Genomic DNA, 19517 nt, shown 5'->3' with positions numbered 1-19517 from the left:
GCCATTTTCGTGCTTGTGGCCCCTGAGGGAAGTGCCCTCTGATGCGCGTCATGGCCCAGATGGGCATGGTCATGAACCTCGACAAGTGCATCGGGTGCCACACCTGCTCGGTCACCTGCAAGCAGGCATGGACCAACCGCAGCGGCGTCGAGTACGTCTGGTTCAACAACGTGGAGACCCGGCCCGGGCAGGGCTATCCCCGGACGTACGAGGACCAGGAGAAGTGGCAGGGCGGCTGGCAGGTCGGCCGCCGCGGCAAGCTGCAGCTGCGCACCGGCAGCCGGCTCAAGCGCCTGCTGCAGATCTTCTCCAGCCCGAAGCTGCCGTCCATCCAGGAGTACTACGAGCCCTGGACCTACGACTACGAGACCCTCACCAACGCTCCGCTCCAGGAGCACACCCCGGTCGCGCGGCCCCGCTCACTGATCACGAACGAGCCGATGAACATCGAGTGGAGCGCCAACTGGGACGACAACCTCGGTGGTGCGCCCGAACTCACCCAGGACGACCCGGTTCTGAAGAAGATCTCGGCGGAGATCAAGGAGAGGTTCGAGCAGACCTACATGTTCTACCTGCCGCGGATCTGCGAGCACTGCATCAATCCCTCGTGCGCGGCATCCTGCCCGTCCGGCGCCATCTACAAGCGGGAAGAGGACGGGATCGTCCTGGTCGACCAGGACCGCTGCCGTGGCTGGCGGCAGTGCGTCACCGGGTGCCCGTACAAGAAGGTGTACTTCAACCACCGCACCGGCAAGGCCGAGAAGTGCACGTTCTGCTTCCCGCGGACCGAGATCGGCCTCCCGACCGTGTGCTCGGAGACCTGCGTCGGCCGGCTCCGCTACATCGGCATCGTGCTCTATGACGCCGACCGGGTGCTCGAAGCAGCGTCCACCCCGAACGACCAGGACCTCTACATGGCCCAGCGATCGATCATCCTGGACCCGCACGACCCGCAGGTGGTCCATGCCGCCGAGCAGGCCGGCATCTCGCGCGACTGGATCGAGTCCGCGCAGCGCTCGCCGATCTACGCGCTGATCACCAAGTTCGAGGTGGCCCTGCCGTTGCACCCGGAGTACCGGACCATGCCGATGGTCTGGTACATCCCGCCGCTGTCCCCGGTGGTCGACGCGCTCACCGACACCGGCCACGACGGGGAGGACGCCGGGAACATCTTCGGCGCCATCGAGTCACTGCGGATCCCGGTCGAGTACCTGGCCGAGCTGTTCACCGCCGGTGACACCGACCTGGTCACCGGGGTGCTCAAGAAGCTCGGGGCGATGCGCGCCTACATGCGCGACCTCAACCTCGGCCGGCCCCCGGACGAGTCGATCGCCACCGCGGTCGGCATGACCGGTCAGGACATCGAGGACATGCACCGGCTGCTCGCGATCGCCAAGTACGACGAGCGCTACGTGATCCCGCAGATCCACGCCGAGCAGGGCCCCCGCCAGGAGGAGTTCGACACGGGCTGCTCGCTGGACTACGAGGACGGCCCGGGCATGGGTGGTTGGGGCCCGTTCGGGGAGAGCTCCGGTGGGTCGACCCCGATCGCGGTGGAGAACTTCCACATGCTGGCGGCCCGGCAGACGGCTGACACCATGGCGGCGCCGGGAGAGAAGGCGCAGCGGGTCAACCTGCTCAACTGGGACGGGAAGGGCGCTCCGGAGGGGCTGTTCCCGGAGCGGCCCGAAGAGTCCGCTGCCCTCCAGGGGGCGGACGGCGGTGGTGTCGGCGAGGGCTCGCCGGCGGTCACGGATCCCAAGCCATGAGCCCCCGGCTGCTGTCCCGTCGGTCGGAGCCGGCCGCCGCCCAGGTGGCCACCGCTCGCCAGGCGGCGTCCCTGCTGCTCGGCTATCCGGACGAGGGCCTGCTCGCCCGGCTGCCCCTGCTGCGGGCCTCGGTGGCGCCGCTGCCGGTGGAGTTCGCGGGCCCACTGGGAAGGTTCCTCGACCACCTGGAGACCACGCCCCTGGAGCAGCAGCAGGCCGAGTACGTGGAGACGTTCGACCTCCGGCGACGGTGCTGCCTGTACCTGACGTACTTCACGCACGGCGACACCCGCAAGCGCGGCATGGCGCTCGTCCAGTTCAAGCACCTCTACTCCCGCGCGGGAATGACGCTGTCGGACGAGGAACTGCCCGACCACCTGGCCGTGGTGCTCGAGTTCACCGCGACCGGTGACGCCGTCCGCGGTGAGCGGCTCCTGACGGAGTACCGCCCCGGTCTCGAGCTGATCCGGCTGGCCCTGCAGGACCGGGGCTCGCCGTACGCCGCAGTGCTGCAGGCTGTCTCGGCCACGCTCCCACCGGTGGAGGCAGCCGACCGCGCCGCGGTGCTGCGGCTGGCCCAGGAGGGGCCGCCCGGTGAAGAGGTCGGCCTCGACCCCTACGGTGCGCTGCCGTTCGCGCCACCGGAGTTCATGCCTCAGCCCACGTCCGGTACGTCCGCAGGAGCCCCGACATGAGCAGCACGCTGGAGATCCTGCTCTGGGTCGTCGTCCCCTACGTCAGCCTGGCGATCTTCGTCGTCGGGCACTACTGGCGGTACAAGTACGACAAGTTCGGCTGGACCACCCGGTCCAGCCAGCTCTACGAGCGGCGCCTGCTGCGCTGGGGAAGCCCGCTGTTCCACTTCGGGATCCTGTTCGCCCTCGGCGGGCACGTGATCGGGCTGGGTATCCCGGAGTCCTGGACCGCCGCGGTCGGCATCACCGAGACCATGTACCACGTCGTCGCCGTCGGGATCGGTGCCATCGCCGGGTTCTGCACGCTGGCCGGGTTGGCGATCCTCATCTACCGGCGCCGGACGGTCGGGCCGGTCTTCTCGGCGACCACGAAGAACGACAAGTTCATGTACCTGGTTCTCACCGCGACGATCCTGTTCGGGCTGAGCAACACCGTGCTGGGTGCCGCCGGCGAGGGGGGCCACTACCGGGACAGCGTGTCCCCGTGGTTCCGCAGCATCTTCTACTTCCAGCCGCAGCCGGAGCTGATGGCCGCGGCCGAGCTCGGCTACCAGCTGCACGCGCTGTCGGCGCTGCTGCTGTTCGCGATCTGGCCGTTCACCCGGCTGGTGCACGTCTTCAGCGCGCCGCTCGGCTACTTCACCCGGCCCTACATCGTCTACCGCAGCCGGGACCCGCAGCTGGGCAGCCGGCGCGCGGCACGCGGCTGGGAGCGGGTGGGCGGAGACCGGCGGTGAGTGCCCCACCGGCCGCCGGTGCCACCACCGAGGCCACGGTCCCGCGTGCGGCATGGACCATGCTGGCCGTCGCCACGGTCGGGTTCACGATCAACTTCTGGGCCTGGGCGCTGATCAGTCCGCTCGGCGCCCTGTACACGCAGGCGCTCGGCCTGAGCGCGCTGCAGAAGTCGCTGCTGGTGGCCGTGCCCGTCATCGTCGGGTCGCTCGGCCGCATCCCGGTCGGCGCGCTCACCGACCGGTTCGGGGCACGCATGATGTTCCCGCTGGTCAGCGTGCTGACCATCGCGCCGGTGCTGTTCATCGGCTACCTGGGCAGCGACTCCTACCCGATGATGCTGCTCGGAGGGTTCGTCCTCGGTCTCGGCGGCACCACGTTCGCCATCGGGGTTCCCCTGGTCAACGCCTGGTTCCCCCCGGCGAAGCGCGGCACCGCGCTCGGGATCTTCGGGGCCGGCATGGGCGGGACCGCGATCTCGGCGTTCAGCACCGTGCAACTCAAGGACGCGTTCGGCCTCGCCTTTCCTTTCACGCTGGTCGCGATCCTGCTCGCCGGCTACGCGGTCGCCTCCTACCTCCTGCTGCGCGACGCCCCTGGGCGGCAGGTGGCCACGGGCGGCTTCGTCCGGCGGACGTGGGACACCTTCCGGCTCCCCGTGACGCTGCAGATGTCCTTCCTCTACGCGGTCGGCTTCGGCGGTTTCGTCGCCTTCAGCGTCTACCTGCCCACCTACCTGCGCGACGCCTTCGGTCTGTCGCCCAGCGCCGCGGCGCTGCGGACGGCAGGGTTCGTCGTGCTCGCCGTCGTCATGCGCCCGATCGGGGGATGGCTGTCCGACCGGTTCCACCCGGTTCCGGTGCTGTCCGTCTGCTTCACCGTCGTCGCCGTCTTCGCGTCCGTCTCGGCCCTGGAGCGGCCGCTGGAGTGGACCGGCACCGTCGCTTTCCTGGCGATGGCGGCCGCGCTGGGAGCCTCGTCGGGCGCCGTCTTCGCCCTGGTCGCGCTCGCCGCGCCGGCAGGGAAGGTGGGGGCCGTGACCGGGATCGTGGGCGCCGCCGGCGGCCTCGGCGGGTTCGCGCCGCCACTGGTGATGGGCGCGATCTACGGCTGGGCGGGCAACTACCGACCCGGGCTGTGGCTGCTGGCGGGTACGGCCGTGGTCGCCGCCGCATACACCGCCTGGGGCATGCGGTCGGTGGGCAGGCCGGCGGACGCTGCCTGAGCAGGAGGCGCAGCCGGGGCACGGTGACGCGACATGGGCAGCGCTGGAATGGCGCGTCCAGGCCGCGCCTTCTCCCGGGTGGGCCGCGGGCATCTCTGCGGTCCCAGGTCTCCGGGGCATGCGGTCGGTGGGCCGAGCACCCCACGCGTCGAAGGAGTTCCCGCCGATGTGCGACCACTGCGGCTGCCGTGACCTCACCCCCGTCGCCCGCCTGATGGACGAGCACGACCGGCTCCGCGACCTCAGCGACCACATCCGCCGGCACGTGGCCGCCGGCGACGACACCGCGGCCCGCGCCCACGTCGAGGAGCTGCTTCTCGTCCTCGGCCCGCACGTGGCGAAGGAAGAGGGGTCGCTGTTCCCGATGCTGCGCCGCAGCGAGGAGCTGGTGGGCCACGTCGCTGTGCTCGAGAGCGAGCACGCCGGGCTCTACGACGCCGTGGACGACCTCGACGACGTCTCGACCGCTGCCGCACAGCGGTGGCGGGACGGTGTGCTGCAGGTGCTGCACGACCTCGGCGAGCACATGTACAAGGAGGACTTCGGTCTGTTCCCGGCGGCACTGGCGACACTGGAGGGCCGCGACTGGGACGCGATGGACCGCTGGGAGGAGCAGCACTCCTCCACGGGCACCGCGACGTTGTTCCGGCCCTGGAGCGGGTAGGACTGTCGCATGGCAGCGACATTGATGAGGCCCCGTTCCCAGCGCGTGATCGCCGGTGTCTGTGCGGGGCTGGCCAACCGGTTCGGGCTCTCCCGCGCGCTGGTACGCGTGGGCTTCGTACTGTTCGGCCTCTTCGGCGTCGGGGAGATCGTCTACATCGCGCTGTGGATCCTCGTTCCCAAGGGGCCGTGAGCCGCCGGGATCACCCCTCGCCAGGCCGCGCATCCGCCGGCCCGGAGTGCCACCCGGGTCATCCGCTCACCCATGGGAGGACGTCGCCGTGCTGACCGCCGGGACAGCGGGCGACACGCCTCCCAGCCGCTCGACCGGAATGCGCTACGGAGTCGTGTACGACCTGGACGGCACGCTGGGCCTGATGTCGCCGGGCGGGCTGCTGCGCCGGGTACGGGGGCTGTTGTCGCCGACCACGCGCGATCGCCGGTCCGTGCTCGGCATGTCGGGCGTGCTGCGCGAGCTGGTGGCGCAGCAGCCGGACACACCGGTGTTGTACCTGACCTCCGCCCCGCGATGGTCCATCGGGCTCATCCGGGAGCGCATGAGGAACGACGTGTACCCACCGGGCACGTTGCTGACGGCCGAGCGGGGGCTGCTGACCGGCTGGCGTCCCGGAGGCATCAGGCGAGGCAAGGAACGAACCATCGACCGGGCGTTGCGGCGAGAGTCGCAGCTGCGGTGGGTGCTCATCGGGGACGACGCAGACGACGACCCGGGGCTCTTCCGAGAGCTGGCCGCCGCCTCGCCCGGCAGGGTCGCCGCGATCGCGCTGCGAGAGGTCGTCGGCGATCACCGCCGGAACAGCTCGGCAGCAGCCGGATCGCCGCTGGGCGAGTGCGCGAGCGACGTTCCGGTGGTCTGGGCGCCGAACGGTGAGGAGTTGCTGCCGCTGCTGAGATCGAGCCTCGGCCTGAGCCCGCCGCGCGGGGACGCCCCGGGCGGGGCCGCGCCGCACTGGCTGCTGGGCGGCGCGGAACGGGGCAACGAGGCGACCCGGCTGCGGGCCTGGACCGAGGGCAATGCCGCGCACGCGCTGCTGCACGGGTGCAGCTACTTCCCGGCCCTCGCCGACGCGCTGGCCCGGACCGGGCCTGGTGATTTGATCACGATCCTGGGCTGGCGAGGCGACACCGACGAGCGGCTCTCGCCGGGATGGACCGTCGGGGAGGCGCTCGTCGGCGCTGCGGGCCGTGGCGCGCTGGTCCGCGGACTGCTGTGGCGCTCCTACTCCAGCGCGTTGGGGTTCTCCGCCGCGGAGAACCGGGAGCTGGCGCTGCACGTCACCGCCGGGGGCGGGCAGGTGCTGCTCGACCAGCGCACTCGGCCGCTGGGCAGCCACCACCAGAAACTCGTCGTGGTCCGGTACCGGCAGCGTCCGGCGGACGACGTCGCGTTCGTCGGCGGCATCGACATCGCGCACAGCCGCAGGGACGACGACCGGCACGCCGGAGATCCGCAGAGCAGGCCGTTGCACGCCGCCTACGGCCCGCGCCCGGCATGGCACGACGTCCAGGTGGGCCTGCGCGGGCCGGCGGTCCGCGACGCCGAGGAGGTCTTCCGGGAGAGGTGGGAGGACCCGGCCGCGCTGTCCCGGCTGCCCTGGCGGGTCCTCGCCGACCGCGTCCGCCGCCTGCAGCGCACCGCCGAGCCGCTGCCGCCCGCCGGCCCGGATCCGCCGCGGGCCGGCAGCTGCGCGGTGCAGCTGCTGCGCACCTATCCCCACCGCTGGCCCTCGTACCCGTTCGCGCCGCGCGGTGAGCGCAGCGTCGCCCGCGCCTACGCGAAGGCACTCAGCCGCGCGCAGCGGCTGGTCTACGTCGAGGACCAGTACCTGTGGTCGATGGACGTCGCGCGGGTGTTCGCCACCGCCCTGCACCGCGCGCCGGGGCTGCAGCTCATCGCTGTGGTGCCCCGCCATCCCGACCAGGAGAGCCCGCTCTACCTGCGGTCGGCGTCGTTGGGACATGCCGGTGCCCTGGGGATGGTGTTCGAGGCCGGCGGTGACCGGGTGCAGATCCTGGACGTGGAGACCTCCGCCGGGCGACCGGTGTACGTGCACTCGAAGGTCTGCATCGTCGACGACGTCTGGGCCGCGGTCGGCAGCGCGAACTTCAACAGCCGCTCGTGGACCCACGACAGCGAACTCACCGCGGCGATCCTCGACGACGAGCGCGACCAGCGCGCACCTGCCGACCCGGGCGGACTGGGTGACGGAGCCCGCCGCTTCGCCCGCCGGCTGCGCCTCGATCTGATGCGCGAGCACCTGCAGACCGAGGACGACTCGGAGCTGCTCGATCCCGACCGCGCCGCCGCGGCGATCCGGGGCAGCGTCGCGGCTCTCGACGCGTGGCACGCGCACGGCTGCCGCGGACCACGGCCGGCCGGCCGACTGCGACGGCACGCCGGGGACGAACCGGTGGGTGACTCGCCGGATCGGCGCCGGCTAGTGGTCAACACGGCCTACCGGACCGTGCTGGATCCCGACGGTCGCCCGCTGGGCCTGAAGCTCCGCCGCGGCTTCTGAACGGGGCAGTCGGCTGTCGGCGGCCACGATGGGGATCGCCTGCTCTCTCCCGACGATCGCACGCCGAGGTCGTCAGGGCGCTGCGCCGGCCCAGGAGACGTTCCACGGCAGGCTCTTGCGCTCGATGATCCGGAGCAGCGCGTTCAGCCCGTGCCCCAGTACGGCGGTGACGAGCACTCCTACGTAGAGCAGGTTCACCGACAGGGTCTGCCACGAGATGGCGACGAAGGCCCCCAGCCCGGTGCGGGAGGACAGGAACTCGACCACGATCAGGGTGACCAGGCAGAGGCCCAGTGCCGTTCGGAGAGCGGAGAAGATCGCCGGCATCAGGGCCGGGAGCACCACCCTCGTGATGTGCCGTACCCCTGTCGCACCGAAGTTGGATCCGGCCTCGAGCAGGGTCGTGTCGATGCTCCGCACGGCTCCGGACACCGAGATGGTGATCTGCAGGAAGGCGGTCAGCCCCGTCACGAGCAGTAGCGGGACCTCGCCGGCTCCGGTGAGCAGGATGATCATCGGCAGCAGGGCCACCTTGGGCACGGGGTAGAGCGTGTCCACGAAGGGCCGGGAGATGCCGTCGATCACCTGAGAACGGCCGATGCCGATGGCGAGGGGGATGCCCAGCAACGCCGCGACGACGAAGGCGATCCCGAGCCGCTGCAGGGTGACCGCGATGTCTGCGTAGATGCGCTCCGCGGTGAACGCCTCGACGAACCCCTGCAGGATGCTGTGCAGCGGCGGGAAGAACTGGGCGTCCAGGACACCGGTGCGCACCAGCAGCTCCCAGACGAGCGCGGCCACCAGGAGTGGCCCGATCCGCCAGGCCCAGGACCGCACGGCCGTCACGGCGTGTTCCCCGTCGCCTGCCAGGGTGCGAGACGGTCCATGACGGCGTTCAGCCCCCGGGTCACCAGCAGCCCCAGGATGGCGACGACCAGCAGGGCCACGTACATGTCCTGAACCTGCAGGATCCGCCAGGAGAGCCACAGCACGGCGCCCAGTCCGGTCTCGGACATGACCATCTCGAGCGCGACCACGGTGATGAGCGAGAAGCCCAGGGCGACCCGGAAGCCCGGCACGATCGCCGCCATCGCCCCCGGCAGCAGCACGCCGGAGAAGAACCGGGTGCCGCGCGCCCCGTAGTGCCGGCCCGCCTCCACCAGTGAGCGGTCGATCTGGCGCATTCCGAAGACGGTGGCGTTGACCATGATCAATACCGGCGTGACCGCCGCGGTGAGGAGCAGGGCGGTCTCGGTGCGACCGACCAGGAACGTGATCATGGGGAGGAACAGCAGCGACGGCACCGGGAAGATGAAGGCGAGCAGGTTCTCGACCCCGGTCCCCACGAACCGCGTGACCGTGATCAACGTCCCGACGAGGATGCCGGCGACGGCTGCGATCCCTGCGGTGAGGAGCAGCCGGCGGACGGTCGCCCAGATGTGTCCTCCGAACTCCGGCTCGCTGGTCAGCACCTCCACGGCGTGCACGGCGATGGCCGAGGGTGGGGGGAAGAGCACCGGGGACACCATGCCGGACCGGGAGGCGAACTCCCACAGCGCCAACGCCACCAGGGGGCTGAGGACGGACAGCCAGTGGCGCCGGATGAATCCCCGCGTGGTCCGGCGGGGCCGCCGGGTTCCCGTCGCAGCGTCGGTCGTCGCTTCGTTGGTCGTCGCCGGGCCGGTCGTGACCGTCATGCAGCGGTCAGCGGAAGTGCCCGCATCCGCCGGCGCAGGTCCTCGGCCTGTCGCCTGGCCTGCTCCACGTTGTCCAGCTTGATGTGCTCGTACCCCCGGATCATGTCCGGGATCTCGGCCACCGCCACCGCGACGCCGTGGTTGTACGACCGCAAGCTCTCGCTGGTCTCGGCCACCAGGTCCCGGTACCACCGGATCAGTTCGCGTTCCGTCCGGCGCACCGTGGTCCTGCCGAACGGGTCGAGCGGTGTGCCCCGGAGGCGTCGCGCCCCGACGAGGGCCCGGAGCAACGGCCGCGCCCACGGTCCCAGCTCGATCTTCCGATCCATGCCGAGCGAGCGGAGCAGGGGCGGGTGCAGGTTGTACCGCATTTTCGCCGAGGGCCCGAACCGGGACAGCACACCGTCGTTCCACTCGCTCTGGAGCAGGAGCCGCGGGACCTCGTACTCGTCCTTGTACGCCATGAGCTTGTACAGCTGCCGGGCCACGGCTCGGGTCAGCTCCCGGCGGCCGGGGACGACTGCCGCTTCCCGTTCCGCGACGGCCAGGACCGTGTCCACGTAGGTGGCGGCGTACCGCGCGTCCTGGTAGCCGATCAGATCTGCGATCCGCACGTCCAGCAGCCGGCGGCTGTCCTCGTCCAGGCCGGCGCAACGGCCCAACAGCTCCGCATGGCGCTCCGCGTTCCGACTGGCCGCCGGCCAGCGCCTGGACGTGTCCAGCTCGGTTCCGTCCGTCCCCGCCGGGGCTGCGGCGGCCGGGGCGGCCAACCGCTCGGGGTGGGCCACGGCCATCCGGCCCAGGCGGAAGGCACGGGTCGTCCGTTCGACGGCGACCCCGTTCACCGCGATGGCGTCCTCGATGGAGCGGGCCGCCAGTGGCAGCAACCCGGCCTGGTAGGCGGCGCCGATGAGGATGAGGTTGGTGGCCATGTGGTCGCCGAAGAAGCGCTGCGCCAGAGTGCCGGCCGCCACCCAGTGGTTCCCCTCGCCCGTGCTGGCCGCGGCCAGGGCATCCCGCAGCACGGCCGGGTCGGGCGCCGCGGCGTGCACATCGCGGATCATGGCGCCGGTCGGGATGACGTCCAGGTTCGCGACGACGTGGGTGCGGTCGGGGGCACACCGATCGAGGTGGGGCGGCTGGACAGCCGTCACCGCGTCCGCCGCGAGCAGCAGGTCGACGCAGCCTCGCCCCACCCGGTTGGCGGTCTGGGAGAGGGCCTCGTCGCTGATGACGATGGTGGACAGCACGGCTCCGCCCTTCTGGGCGAGGCCGGTCTGGTCCAGCGTGATCGCCTGCTTGCCCTCGATCAGGGCCGCGTAGGCCAGCAACTGGTTCGCCGTGGTGACGCCGGTGCCGCCGACCCCCGGCAGGTAGGCGTGGAAGGGGTCGGGCAGCTGCAGCCGAGCGGGTTCCGGCAGCGTGTCCAGGCCGGCCGGCAGCTCCGCCACCCTCCCGGTCTCCGCCGGACCCTCCTCGCTGTAGACGGTCAGGAAGGACGGGCAGTCACCGCTCAGGCAGGAGTAGTCGGCGTTGCAGGAGGACTGCTCGATCTGGGTCTTGCGGCCGAACTCCGTCTCGACCGGCTGGACGGAAGGGCAGTTGCTCTGCTGACCGCAGTCCCCGCAGCCCTCGCAGACCGACTCGTTGATCACGACGTACTTCGTCGGCGCCGCGAGGCGGCCCCGCTTGCGCAGGCGCCGCTTCTCGGCGGCGCATTGCTGGTCGAAGACCAGGACGGTCACACCCGGGATGCCGGAGAGCTCGCGAACGCTGTCCTCGTAGTCCTCCCGGGAGCGGAGCGTGGCGTTGCCGGCCAGGCGCCCGAGTCCGCGGTACCGCTCTGGCTCCTCGGCGACGACGATCGTCCTGCGTACCCCCATCGCCTCCAGGGACCGGGTGAGGGCGGGCACCTCGATGTCAGCGACGACGTCCTGGCCGCCGGTCATCGCCACCGCCTTGTTCCAGAGCAGGCGGTAGGTGATGTCGACGTCGGCGGCGATCGCGGCGCGGAGGGCCTGGATCCCGGAGTGGAAGAAGGTGCCGTCGCCGATGTTCTGGAGGAAGTGCTTGCGCGCGGTGAACGGCGCGGCACCGATCCACGTCGCGCCCTCACTACCCATCGGCACCATCGACAGGATCTGGCGTTCCGGCTGGGTCATCATGCCCGCCATCCCGTGGCAGCCGATGCCGCCACCGGCGGTCACGCCGTCGACGGCGAGGGTCGAGCGGTTGTGCGGGCAGCCGGAGCAGTAGTTCGGCATGCGCATCGGCACCGACGGCGCCCCGCCCACGCTCTCGGTCGAGGTGAGCGCGGCGACGCGGCGGTCGATGCGGTCCACGAGATCGTCCCGGCCCGCCGCGACCGCCCGCGCCCGCAGCCGTGGGGCCAGCTGCACGGTCACGGAGTCCGCGTCGAGCTCTCCGTGGGCCGCGAGCAGCGGGCTGCCGTCGGTGTCCCGCTTGCCGACAACCCTGGGCGCGCCGTCCCGGCCGTAGAGGATCTCCTTCACCTGTGACTCGATGAAGGGCCGCTTCTCCTCGATCACGACGACCTCCTCGAGGCCCGCCGCGAACCGGAGGAGGGGCTCGTCGTCGAGGGGGTAGATCAGGGCCGGCTTGTACAGCCGCACCCCCAGGCGCTCCCGGTCGGAACCGTCGAACCCCAGGTCGCGCAGCGCCGTCGCGACGTCGGTCCAGGTCTTGCCCGCGGCCAGCAGGCCCAGGCGGTCGTCCTCCCCGATCGAGACGCGATCCAGCTGGTTCGCCCGCACGTGGCGCTGTGCCGCGGGAAGCCGTTCGGTGACCAGCGTCCGCTCGAGCTCGGCCTGGGGCCCGTAGCTGAACGAGACCTGCTTCTGGAACGGAACGGCACCCGGCGTGGCCGGTCCCGTGACGGCAGTCGTGCAGGTCGCGTCGAGGTCGACGACCGCACCGCCGTCGCAGACGTTGGTCACGAGCTTGAGGCCGACCCAGATCCCGGCGTAGCGCGATAGCGCGATCGCCTGCATGACCAGCGAGCGGACCTCGGCCACCGAGGCCGGATAGAGGACCGGGATACCGGCGTTCAACAGGGCGTACTCGCTCTGCGTCGGCAGGGTCGAGCTCTTCGCCGTCGGGTCGTCGCCGCAGAGGACCACCGCCCCGGAGCCGGCGGGCGTGCCGCTGAAGTTGCCGTGCCGGAAGACGTCACCGGCGCGGTCGACGCCGGGCGCCTTGCCGTACCAGACCCCGGTCACGCCGTCGAACCCGCCCGGAGGGAAGAAGTCGAGCATCTGGCTGCCCATGACCACGCTGGCCGCGAGCTCCTCGTTGACGCCGGGGACGTGGTGGATGTCCAGCGGCCTCAGCTGGCGGGCCGCGCGCTCGAGGGTCACGTCGAGCCCGCCCAGCGGTGACCCCGGATAGCCACTGATCATGGTGCCCGTGCGCAGCCCGGCGGCCCGGTCCAGGCGGGCCTGGTCGATCAACCCACGGACGATCGCCTGGATACCCGTCAGGAAGACCTGACCGGAGGTCCGGGCGTAGCTGTCCTCCAGGGAAACCGCGGGCATGGGTCCTCGCTCTCCTCGTTCTCCGGTGGGCACGGCCGGCCCGGTCACGGGGACGACCGCGCGGATTCCTGCTGCATGGCCGCCTCGACCTCCGACCGCAGGTGCTCCCAGATGTCCTGCGCCAGCTTGGCGAAAGCGGCGGTGCCCCGGACCGAGGAGTCCCGCCCTGCACCGAGATCCACGGCGACTTCCTCCTTGACCCGCCCGGGGCGGGCGGTCATCAGGATGATCCGGTCCGCCAGGAAGACCGCTTCGTCGATGGCGTGCGTCACGTAGAGGCAGGTGAGGCTCGGGTCGGCCTTCCGCAGGTCGAGGATCTGGTCCTGCAGGACGGTGCGGGTCTGCGCGTCCAGCGCGCCCAGCGGCTCGTCCATGAGCAGGATCTCCGCGTCGGAGGCCAGCGCGCGGGCGATGCCCACTCGCTGCTTCATCCCGCCGGAGAGCTGGTGGGGATAGGCGCTGGCGAAGCCGGTGAGGCCCAGTTTCTGCAGTTCCCGGGCAGCGATCTCCCAGGCCTCCCGCTTCGGCGTGCCGCGGTTCTCCAGACCGAAGGTCACGTTGCGCAGCACGGTCCGCCAGGGGAAGAGGGCATGGTCCTGGAAGACCATGGCGGTGTCCGGCCGGGCGCTTCCGGAGTGGTGGCGGTCGATGGTTCCGGACGTGGTCTCCTGCAGCCCGGCGACCAGGCGCAGCAGGGTCGACTTGCCGCAGCCGCTGGGCCCCACGATCGCCACGAACTCGCCTTCCCGCACCGCCAGGTCGACGTCCTGCAGGGCGACGACCGCCCCGCCGTCAGGACCGGGGTAGCTCCGGGTCACCCCCTCCAACCGGACCTTCACCGATCGCGGCTCAGCTGGTCGGGCCGCCGTGGTCACCGCCTCCTCCCCCTTCTCGACGGCCGGACCGGCGACCTGGGCCACGACGACGCTGGTCTTGTCGGTCATGCTCCTGGACCTCCACGATTCGGCATGGATCGGGCGCGGTTCGGTCGAAGGGGTCAGTTGCCCAGCACCCGGTCCCGGAGTTCCTGGTCGAAGAGCTCCTCGTCGTCGATGAGCTCCTCGTAGTTGAGGGTGTCCGTGCGCTGGAAGAACTCCTGCATGTCCTGCAGGACGTCGAAGTCGACCGCGAGGTCCTCGGGCATGTCACTCGGGACCCCCGACGCCAGCGCCGCCTCGGGCAGGTCGGTGTACTCGCTCAGGATGGTCAGCAGTTCCGGGTCGTCCCAGCCGATCTCCCTGATCTCGTCGGTGGCCGCATCGAAGGCCGTCAGGTACGCCTCGGCCAGGCAGGGGTCCTCCGCCGACCAGTCGCTGTTGAAGGCCAGCACGGTCGACGGAATGTTCGGCTCGCCCCACGCGGACTGGTCCGGGAAGGCGCGGAAGCCGATCCCCTGCGCCTCTGCGGCGGCCAGCAGTGGCTCGGGCAGCGTGGCACCGGCGATCGCGCCACTCGTGAGCGCCGGCAGCATGTCGGGGAAGGGCATGTACTCGACGCTCACGTCCTCGATGCTCAGCCCACCCATCTCGAGGGCCTGGTCGAGCAGGTAGGTCGTCGATCCTCCGGGGGTCACCGTCGCGAACGACTGGTCGGCGAGAGCGGACAGGTCGTTGCCCAGTTCGGTGGCTTCCTCCTGGGTGGCCGCGACCTGCGACGAGAGGAACCAGAGGTTCTCCGGAGTGTCGATGTGCTGGTACGACACCAGGTCGAAGGGCAGCCCGTCAGCATGCGCGTTGTAGACGTAGGCCCCCATCCCGGGGTTGCCCACGTCGTACTGTCCCGTCGCGACACCGGTCAGGATCTCCGGGCCCGTCGGCACCGGCGTCATCTCGACCTCGAAGCCGTGCTCCTCGGCGAGCCTCTCGGCGATGAGGAACACCGGGGCGGAGGGGGCGACGGCGAAGTACCCGACGCTGACCGTGCCCAGGTCGTCGGTGCCGCACTCCCCGCCGTCACTCGCCGCAACGTCGTCCGACTCCCCGCCGCAGCCGGCGAGGACGCCGAGGGAGAGCGCCAGAGCAGCGGTCAGCACACGTCGGGGGGCGCGGGTGGCGATCATCGAAACCTCTTCCGGAACGTCGCTGCGGAGGCGAACAAAGCTGTCTGAGGGCGTGGTGGCGGCGGCCGCGCCCTCCCCGTCCCATGGGTGGAGACAGGCGCCCGACCGACGACGAGCGTGTCGTGGATCACAGGGACCGTAAAGTTGGCCGTGACGAGCGTCAAGGGAACGTCGACTTTCGCACCCGTTCCGACATCGCTTCGTGATCGAGCACCGAGGGAGGCCGGAGTGGACGGGCACGTTGTCGGCAGGTCAACTGGAACGGAGGAGCCCGGCCTCGGCGGCCATCGTCCGCAAGCCCTGCTGTTCAGCTTCTTCGGCACCCTGGTGGTGGACCGCATGCTCCCCCCCATTCCTGCCGGGGTCTTCCTCCGCGTGCTCAGCAACCTCGGTGTCGCCGAGGCAGCGGCGCGGGCGACGCTGGGACGGATGACCCGCAACGGTCTGCTGGCCAGGGAGCAGGCCGGCCGGATCGCGCGGTACACCCTCACCGCGACGGCCGAGGAGCTGCTGCGGCGGGGTGCCGACCGGGTGTGGTCGCCCGCACCTTTCGACCATCTCGACGGCGAGTGGACGTTGCTGAGCTACTCCATGCCCGAGAGCCGGCGCGACCTGCGCCACAAGCTCCGGGCGGCGCTGACGTGGGCGGGCTTCGGCGGGCTACGCGACGGACTGTGGATAGCGCCCGGGCGGGTGGACGTCGCCGGGGTGTTCGCCCGTGCGGGGCTGGACGAGGGAGGGGATCACGCCGACTGGTTCGCGGCCACCCCGATGCCCGGCGTCGACGTCGCGGACCTCGTCGGCCGGGCCTGGCCCGTCGAACGCATCCGGGAACGGCACGACGCCTTCATCCAGGCATGGTCGGCCGGACCGACCGGGGACGATCCCCTCGGGCAGATCACCCTGCTCGGCGCGGACTGGCTGCGGGTGCTCCGCAGTGATCCCGGACTGCCGGCCCGTTACCTGTACGGCGACTGGCCGGCTGCCCGGAGCACCGACATCTACTTCCGGTGGCTCGACGTGCTCAAGCCCGTGGCCGACACCGCCCTGGCGGCCGAACTCGGCCACTCGCGCTGACGCGGGCCGCCCGGTCGCTGCCCGCGGGTCACCCGGCGCTGCCGCCCGGTGGCGTGGCCGGACCACGCCGGGTGCCCGGAGCCCGTGGCGCGTGGAGGTCGAACCGGACCCCGACCATCCGGATCACGAAGCAGGCGGCGGCCGCACCGAGCGAGGCGGGCACGCCGAGGACGTCATCGACGTCGCCGCGGGTGGCGAGCACGGCGAGGAGAGCGCCCACCAGAGCCGGGATCGCGTAGAGACCGCTGGTCAGCACGGTGGGGACCCGCCGGATCAGGACGTCCCGCAGGGTGCCACCGCCCACGCCGGTCAGCGCGCCGAGGATGACCGCCTGCGCGGGCCCCATGCCGTACTCCAGCGCCTTCGCCGCTCCGACGACCGCGAAGAGGCTCAGGCCCGCCGCATCGAACACCTCGATGGGCGTGGCCAGGCGGTCCAGCAGGCCGCTGAACAGGAAGGCCAGCAGGCCTCCGGCGGCCGCCACGGCCAGGTACCGCCAGTCGCTGAACGTGGCCGGCGGCAGGGCTCCCAGCAGGACGTCGCGGATGATCCCGCCCCCGACCGCAGTGGTCACGCCGAGCGCGACGACCCCCACGAGGTCCAACCGGGCGGCACGGACCGCGACGAGAGCCCCGTTCAGCGCGAACGCGAACGTGCCGGCCAGGTCCAGGACCAGCAGCAGCGGGAAGTCGGCGGCCATGCGGGGAAGTGTGCCCGGCCCTCCCCCCGGGCTGACGGCGTCACCCCGGGATCCGGACACCGCGCCGCTTCCCCGGTGACGCGAGGGAGCACGGCACCGTGACGGTGCGGTGACGGGTCGCCGGACACTCTTCCCGGGTGGACTTCGTGGACAGCGTGCTGGTCCGGCTGGGAGACCCGGGAGCCCGGAGCTCGCTGTTCGACGACGACGCACTGGCCGCCATCCTCGCCGCGGGCCACGACCCGGAGCTGCTGGGCATCGAGGGCCCCTACTCGGCGGTCTTCGACGAGATCGCCATCGGCCCCTTCGTGGAGCCGGCCAGCGCGGTGCGGGGCAGCTGGCAACCCCTGGGCGGTGCCAGCGTCGAGGTGGCGCTGCGCGCCTCGGGGCTGCGGTCCGAGCAGGCCCCCGTCGAGGCGCTGTGGCGTGGGTCGGTGGTGGCCCGGTCCCGGCGCGGCGGCGAGCCGGTCACCGGCCTCGCGCTGGACTGGGACGCCGGCCCGCCGGGTGACCACCGGGCCGGCGTCACCGTCACCTACGCCCCGCCCCGGGAGGTCGAGGCGGCGGCCCGGCCGATCGCCGTCGCCGTGGCCCTGCTGGTGCGCCCGGCGGGGGCCAGCCTGACCGAGCTGCTGCGCACCTCCGCCCGGGTCCGGCACGACCTGGCCGAGTCCGGGTTCGGTGCCGCGCCGGACCCGGACCGCCCGCAGCGGCACCCGGTCGTCGTCGCCTGGGTGCTCCCGGAGACCGTCTTCGACGACGACGCCTGGCCCGGCGGCACGGCCGCCATGGATGCGGCCGCCCGGCGCGCGGCCCGCCGGGCCCGGGCCGGCGCGTGGCTGTCCACGACCGGACTCGCGCTCGTCCCCATCCCCGCATGAATCGGCCACTCCGAGAGACCTGAGGACAGCGCATGACCGAGATCGCCGCCCCGCCTGCCTTTCCCTTCATCGAGGTCACGATCGACAGGTCGGGCATCGCCTCGACCGCCCAGCGGGCACCAGGGGTGATCGCGATCGTCGGCGAGAGTCCCGACGACGCGGCGGGCGGCACCCAGGGCGTGAACGACCCGGCGCTGGTGCTCACCTCGTCGGCCGCCGAGAAGCTGTTCGCCGAGACCGCTGCCGACGGCCGGCTGGTGGCCGACACCGCCCTGTCGCGGGCGCTGAAGCTGGCCCTCCAGCAGGACCCCCGGCCGAGCACGGTGTACGGCGTCCGCGCCCAGGGCGGGCAGGTCGCCGCCGCGCTGGCCGCCCTCGAGCAGTTCGGGGACGTGACCCTGGTGTGCCTGGCCGGAACCACCCACGTCGGGGACGAGGGCCCGCCCGCCACCGGGCTGCGCGCACTGGTGGCCCACGTCGAGAAGGCGTCCGGCGACGGTTCCCGCCGCCTGGGGGTGGCGATGATCGACCCCGCCATCGAGCGCTCCCCCGACTACGTCCGGGACGTCGGGGCCGCGTACGAGCCGCTGCGCAGCCCCCGCCTGGTGCTCGTGGCCGCGCGAGGGGCGGACGGGGACGCCGCAGCCGCGGTCACCGCCACGATCGCCGGTCACCAGCCGCACATCTCGCTCGTGCTCAAGACGGTCGCCGGCCTGTCCATCCCCAAGGCGCAGCAGTACACACCGGAGGAGATCGTCGGCCTGTCCAACCTCAACATCGACCCGGTGATCGACCCGGTACTGATCCCCGGCCGGAGCCTGCACCTCGCCGAGGGACGGCTGTTCGCCGACGACGACCCGATCTTCATCGACATCCTGCGGACCATCGACGACGTCGAGTTCCGGCTCAAGGCCGGGCTGATGCGCAGCGTCGGCGACGCCCGGATCACCCGGAGCGGGCTCTCGCTGCTGAAGACCCGGATCGAGGGGATCCTCGGCCCGCTCGTGCGGCGCGGGGTTCTCGACGGCGCCTCCGTCGCGATCCCGGTGCTCGACGCGCTCAGCGTCCCGGAAGCCGCCCGGACGTCGTCCGACGACACGGACATCCGCACCGCCCGGCAGACCCGCAGCGTGCAGGCCACGGTCACGATCGTCTACGGGCCGGCCGTCCACCACCTGCTGCTCAACCTCCGACCGACGTTCTGACGTCGGCGCCCCGCGACGGAACGGAGTCGACATGCCCGACTGGAACACCCGCCTCGCGGTCTTCTACGAGAGCGACAACCAGACGCACGCCGTGATCCCGGTGGACGCGTTCAGCCCCACGTTCACGCTCAACGCCGAGGTGCTGCACTCGCTGGAGGCCACCCACATCGGGGTGGTGCACTCCCCGAAGTCCATCACCTTCTCCCTCACCGTGAAGGCGATCGGCCCCAGCGCGGCCGAGCTGACCTCGCTGGCGCTGCGCGGCGCCCGGTTCAACGTGATCCTCCAGGAGGCCGACGGCGGCCACGACTGGTCGTTCACCAAGCTGGTCCTCAGCGACTGCATCCTCACCTCGGCCAACCCCACGAACGCGACGATCTCCGGGGCTCCCGCCGCGACGTTCTCCGGCTTCAGCCTGCAGGCGGCCGCGGAGCCGAAGGCCGGCGCCCGGGTGGAGGTGCCGTGACCGGGCCGGAGGGCCTCGCCGCCGACGTCGCCTGGGTCGAGGAGACCGGGCTGGCCATGCTGCACGAGGGCGAGGCGGTGGTCTCCGGGGTCGCCCGACCGGCGGTCCTCGGCCCGTTGCAGGACGATGCGCTGTCCACCGTCGAGTACGTCTTCCCGGTCGAGGTGGCGTTGCGGGTGCTGCCCGCCGAACCCGCCGACGGTGCGTACGGCGTCGCCGACCTCGGTCAGCAGCTGCGGCACGGCTGAGCC

18 protein-coding genes are annotated in these 19517 nt (G+C 71.7%); 12 read left to right on the top strand and 6 right to left on the bottom strand.

The window, feature by feature from the left end:
* Positions 1-41 precede the first annotated feature (41 nt).
* The 7 genes from narH (at position 42) to ACYVG5_RS01335 (ending at position 7627) form a co-directional block, all read left to right on the top strand.
* Positions 42-1769, top strand: a complete 1728-nt coding sequence (gene narH / locus ACYVG5_RS01365) for a nitrate reductase subunit beta (RefSeq protein WP_222045300.1) — start codon at positions 42-44, stop codon at positions 1767-1769.
* Positions 1766-2464: a nitrate reductase molybdenum cofactor assembly chaperone gene (narJ, locus tag ACYVG5_RS01360; RefSeq protein ID WP_222045297.1), complete on the top strand. Its 699-nt coding sequence runs from the start codon at positions 1766-1768 to the stop codon at positions 2462-2464. Before narH ends, narJ begins: the two co-directional genes overlap by 4 nt.
* Positions 2461-3201 carry a respiratory nitrate reductase subunit gamma gene (gene narI, locus ACYVG5_RS01355; protein ID WP_222045296.1) on the top strand — a complete coding sequence of 247 codons (741 nt, stop codon included), beginning with the start codon at positions 2461-2463 and terminating at the stop codon, positions 3199-3201. The genes narJ and narI overlap by 4 nt, the downstream gene beginning before the upstream one ends.
* Positions 3198-4424 carry an MFS transporter gene (locus ACYVG5_RS01350; RefSeq protein WP_460682902.1) on the top strand — a complete coding sequence of 409 codons (1227 nt, stop codon included), beginning with the start codon at positions 3198-3200 and terminating at the stop codon, positions 4422-4424. Before narI ends, ACYVG5_RS01350 begins: the two co-directional genes overlap by 4 nt.
* Before the next feature lie 166 nt (positions 4425-4590).
* On the top strand, positions 4591-5088 hold the full coding sequence (locus ACYVG5_RS01345) for a hemerythrin domain-containing protein (RefSeq protein ID WP_460682901.1): 498 nt from the start codon (positions 4591-4593) through the stop codon (positions 5086-5088).
* 9 nt (positions 5089-5097) lie between these two features.
* A complete protein-coding gene (locus tag ACYVG5_RS01340) occupies positions 5098-5280 on the top strand; it encodes a PspC domain-containing protein (RefSeq protein ID WP_246629423.1) in 183 nt (60 codons plus the stop codon).
* A 154-nt stretch (positions 5281-5434) separates the two neighbouring features.
* On the top strand, positions 5435-7627 hold the full coding sequence (locus ACYVG5_RS01335) for a phosphatase domain-containing protein (RefSeq protein ID WP_460682900.1): 2193 nt from the start codon (positions 5435-5437) through the stop codon (positions 7625-7627).
* Positions 7628-7699: 72 nt separating this feature from the next.
* Here the strand turns inward: ACYVG5_RS01335 and ACYVG5_RS01330 are convergent, their stop codons facing one another.
* The 5 genes from ACYVG5_RS01330 to ACYVG5_RS01310 are packed head-to-tail and all read right to left on the bottom strand — an operon-like array spanning position 7700 to position 14937.
* The gene (locus tag ACYVG5_RS01330; protein ID WP_222045290.1) at positions 7700-8473 is read right to left on the bottom strand and encodes an ABC transporter permease; all 774 of its coding nucleotides are present in this window, start codon (positions 8471-8473) and stop codon (positions 7700-7702) included.
* Entirely contained in the window at positions 8470-9324 is an 855-nt protein-coding gene (locus tag ACYVG5_RS01325) for an ABC transporter permease (RefSeq protein ID WP_222045288.1), read from the bottom strand. Before ACYVG5_RS01325 ends, ACYVG5_RS01330 begins: the two co-directional genes overlap by 4 nt.
* A complete protein-coding gene (locus ACYVG5_RS01320) occupies positions 9321-12878 on the bottom strand; it encodes an indolepyruvate ferredoxin oxidoreductase family protein (RefSeq protein WP_222045286.1) in 3558 nt (1185 codons plus the stop codon). Before ACYVG5_RS01320 ends, ACYVG5_RS01325 begins: the two co-directional genes overlap by 4 nt.
* A 44-nt stretch (positions 12879-12922) precedes the next feature.
* Complete coding sequence (locus ACYVG5_RS01315; RefSeq protein WP_222045284.1) at positions 12923-13822, bottom strand: ABC transporter ATP-binding protein; 900 nt, start codon at positions 13820-13822, stop codon at positions 12923-12925.
* Positions 13823-13875: 53 nt separating this feature from the next.
* A complete protein-coding gene (locus ACYVG5_RS01310; RefSeq protein ID WP_222045282.1) occupies positions 13876-14937 on the bottom strand; it encodes an ABC transporter substrate-binding protein in 1062 nt (353 codons plus the stop codon).
* A gap of 228 nt (positions 14938-15165) precedes the next feature.
* Here ACYVG5_RS01310 and ACYVG5_RS01305 point away from each other — a divergent pair, with 228 nt between their 5' ends.
* Entirely contained in the window at positions 15166-16014 is an 849-nt protein-coding gene (locus ACYVG5_RS01305; protein ID WP_222045280.1) for a PaaX family transcriptional regulator, read from the top strand.
* A 28-nt stretch (positions 16015-16042) separates the two neighbouring features.
* Here the strand turns inward: ACYVG5_RS01305 and ACYVG5_RS01300 are convergent, their stop codons facing one another.
* Positions 16043-16714, bottom strand: coding sequence for a trimeric intracellular cation channel family protein (locus tag ACYVG5_RS01300; protein WP_222045278.1), 672 nt, complete (start codon positions 16712-16714; stop codon positions 16043-16045).
* A gap of 137 nt (positions 16715-16851) precedes the next feature.
* Between ACYVG5_RS01300 and ACYVG5_RS01295 the strand changes: the two genes are divergently transcribed.
* Genes ACYVG5_RS01295 through ACYVG5_RS01280 form a run of 4 tightly spaced genes read left to right on the top strand, consistent with a single transcriptional unit; the run spans position 16852 to position 19514 of the window.
* Positions 16852-17595 (top strand): hypothetical protein, encoded by a 744-nt coding sequence (locus ACYVG5_RS01295; RefSeq protein ID WP_222045276.1) that lies wholly within the window; start codon positions 16852-16854, stop codon positions 17593-17595.
* A gap of 32 nt (positions 17596-17627) precedes the next feature.
* On the top strand, positions 17628-18800 hold the full coding sequence (locus ACYVG5_RS01290) for a hypothetical protein (RefSeq protein ID WP_222045274.1): 1173 nt from the start codon (positions 17628-17630) through the stop codon (positions 18798-18800).
* 31 nt (positions 18801-18831) lie between these two features.
* Positions 18832-19266 carry a hypothetical protein gene (locus ACYVG5_RS01285; protein WP_222045272.1) on the top strand — a complete coding sequence of 145 codons (435 nt, stop codon included), beginning with the start codon at positions 18832-18834 and terminating at the stop codon, positions 19264-19266.
* Positions 19263-19514 (top strand): hypothetical protein, encoded by a 252-nt coding sequence (locus ACYVG5_RS01280; protein ID WP_222045270.1) that lies wholly within the window; start codon positions 19263-19265, stop codon positions 19512-19514. The genes ACYVG5_RS01285 and ACYVG5_RS01280 overlap by 4 nt, the downstream gene beginning before the upstream one ends.
* Positions 19515-19517: the final 3 nt, after the last annotated feature.

Source organism: Modestobacter lapidis (assembly GCF_054780755.1).
The sequence above is the reverse complement of the archived record's forward strand: the minus strand, read 5'-3'. Positions and strand labels throughout refer to the sequence as shown.

Bases quoted from the DNA above. Each gene is read 5' to 3' on its own strand.
- ACYVG5_RS01310 (WP_222045282.1), bottom strand. From the start codon at position 14,937: ATGATCGCCACCCGCGCCCCCCGACGTGTGCTGACCGCTGCTCTGGCG.
- narJ (WP_222045297.1), top strand. From the start codon at position 1,766: ATGAGCCCCCGGCTGCTGTCCCGTCGGTCGGAGCCGGCCGCCGCCCAG.
- ACYVG5_RS01290 (WP_222045274.1), top strand. From the start codon at position 17,628: ATGACCGAGATCGCCGCCCCGCCTGCCTTTCCCTTCATCGAGGTCACG.
- ACYVG5_RS01345 (WP_460682901.1), top strand. From the start codon at position 4,591: ATGTGCGACCACTGCGGCTGCCGTGACCTCACCCCCGTCGCCCGCCTG.
- ACYVG5_RS01340 (WP_246629423.1), top strand. From the start codon at position 5,098: ATGGCAGCGACATTGATGAGGCCCCGTTCCCAGCGCGTGATCGCCGGT.
- ACYVG5_RS01325 (WP_222045288.1), bottom strand. From the start codon at position 9,324: ATGACGGTCACGACCGGCCCGGCGACGACCAACGAAGCGACGACCGAC.
- narI (WP_222045296.1), top strand. From the start codon at position 2,461: ATGAGCAGCACGCTGGAGATCCTGCTCTGGGTCGTCGTCCCCTACGTC.
- ACYVG5_RS01285 (WP_222045272.1), top strand. From the start codon at position 18,832: ATGCCCGACTGGAACACCCGCCTCGCGGTCTTCTACGAGAGCGACAAC.
- ACYVG5_RS01320 (WP_222045286.1), bottom strand. From the start codon at position 12,878: ATGCCCGCGGTTTCCCTGGAGGACAGCTACGCCCGGACCTCCGGTCAG.
- ACYVG5_RS01315 (WP_222045284.1), bottom strand. From the start codon at position 13,822: ATGACCGACAAGACCAGCGTCGTCGTGGCCCAGGTCGCCGGTCCGGCC.
- narH (WP_222045300.1), top strand. From the start codon at position 42: ATGCGCGTCATGGCCCAGATGGGCATGGTCATGAACCTCGACAAGTGC.
- ACYVG5_RS01300 (WP_222045278.1), bottom strand. From the start codon at position 16,714: ATGGCCGCCGACTTCCCGCTGCTGCTGGTCCTGGACCTGGCCGGCACG.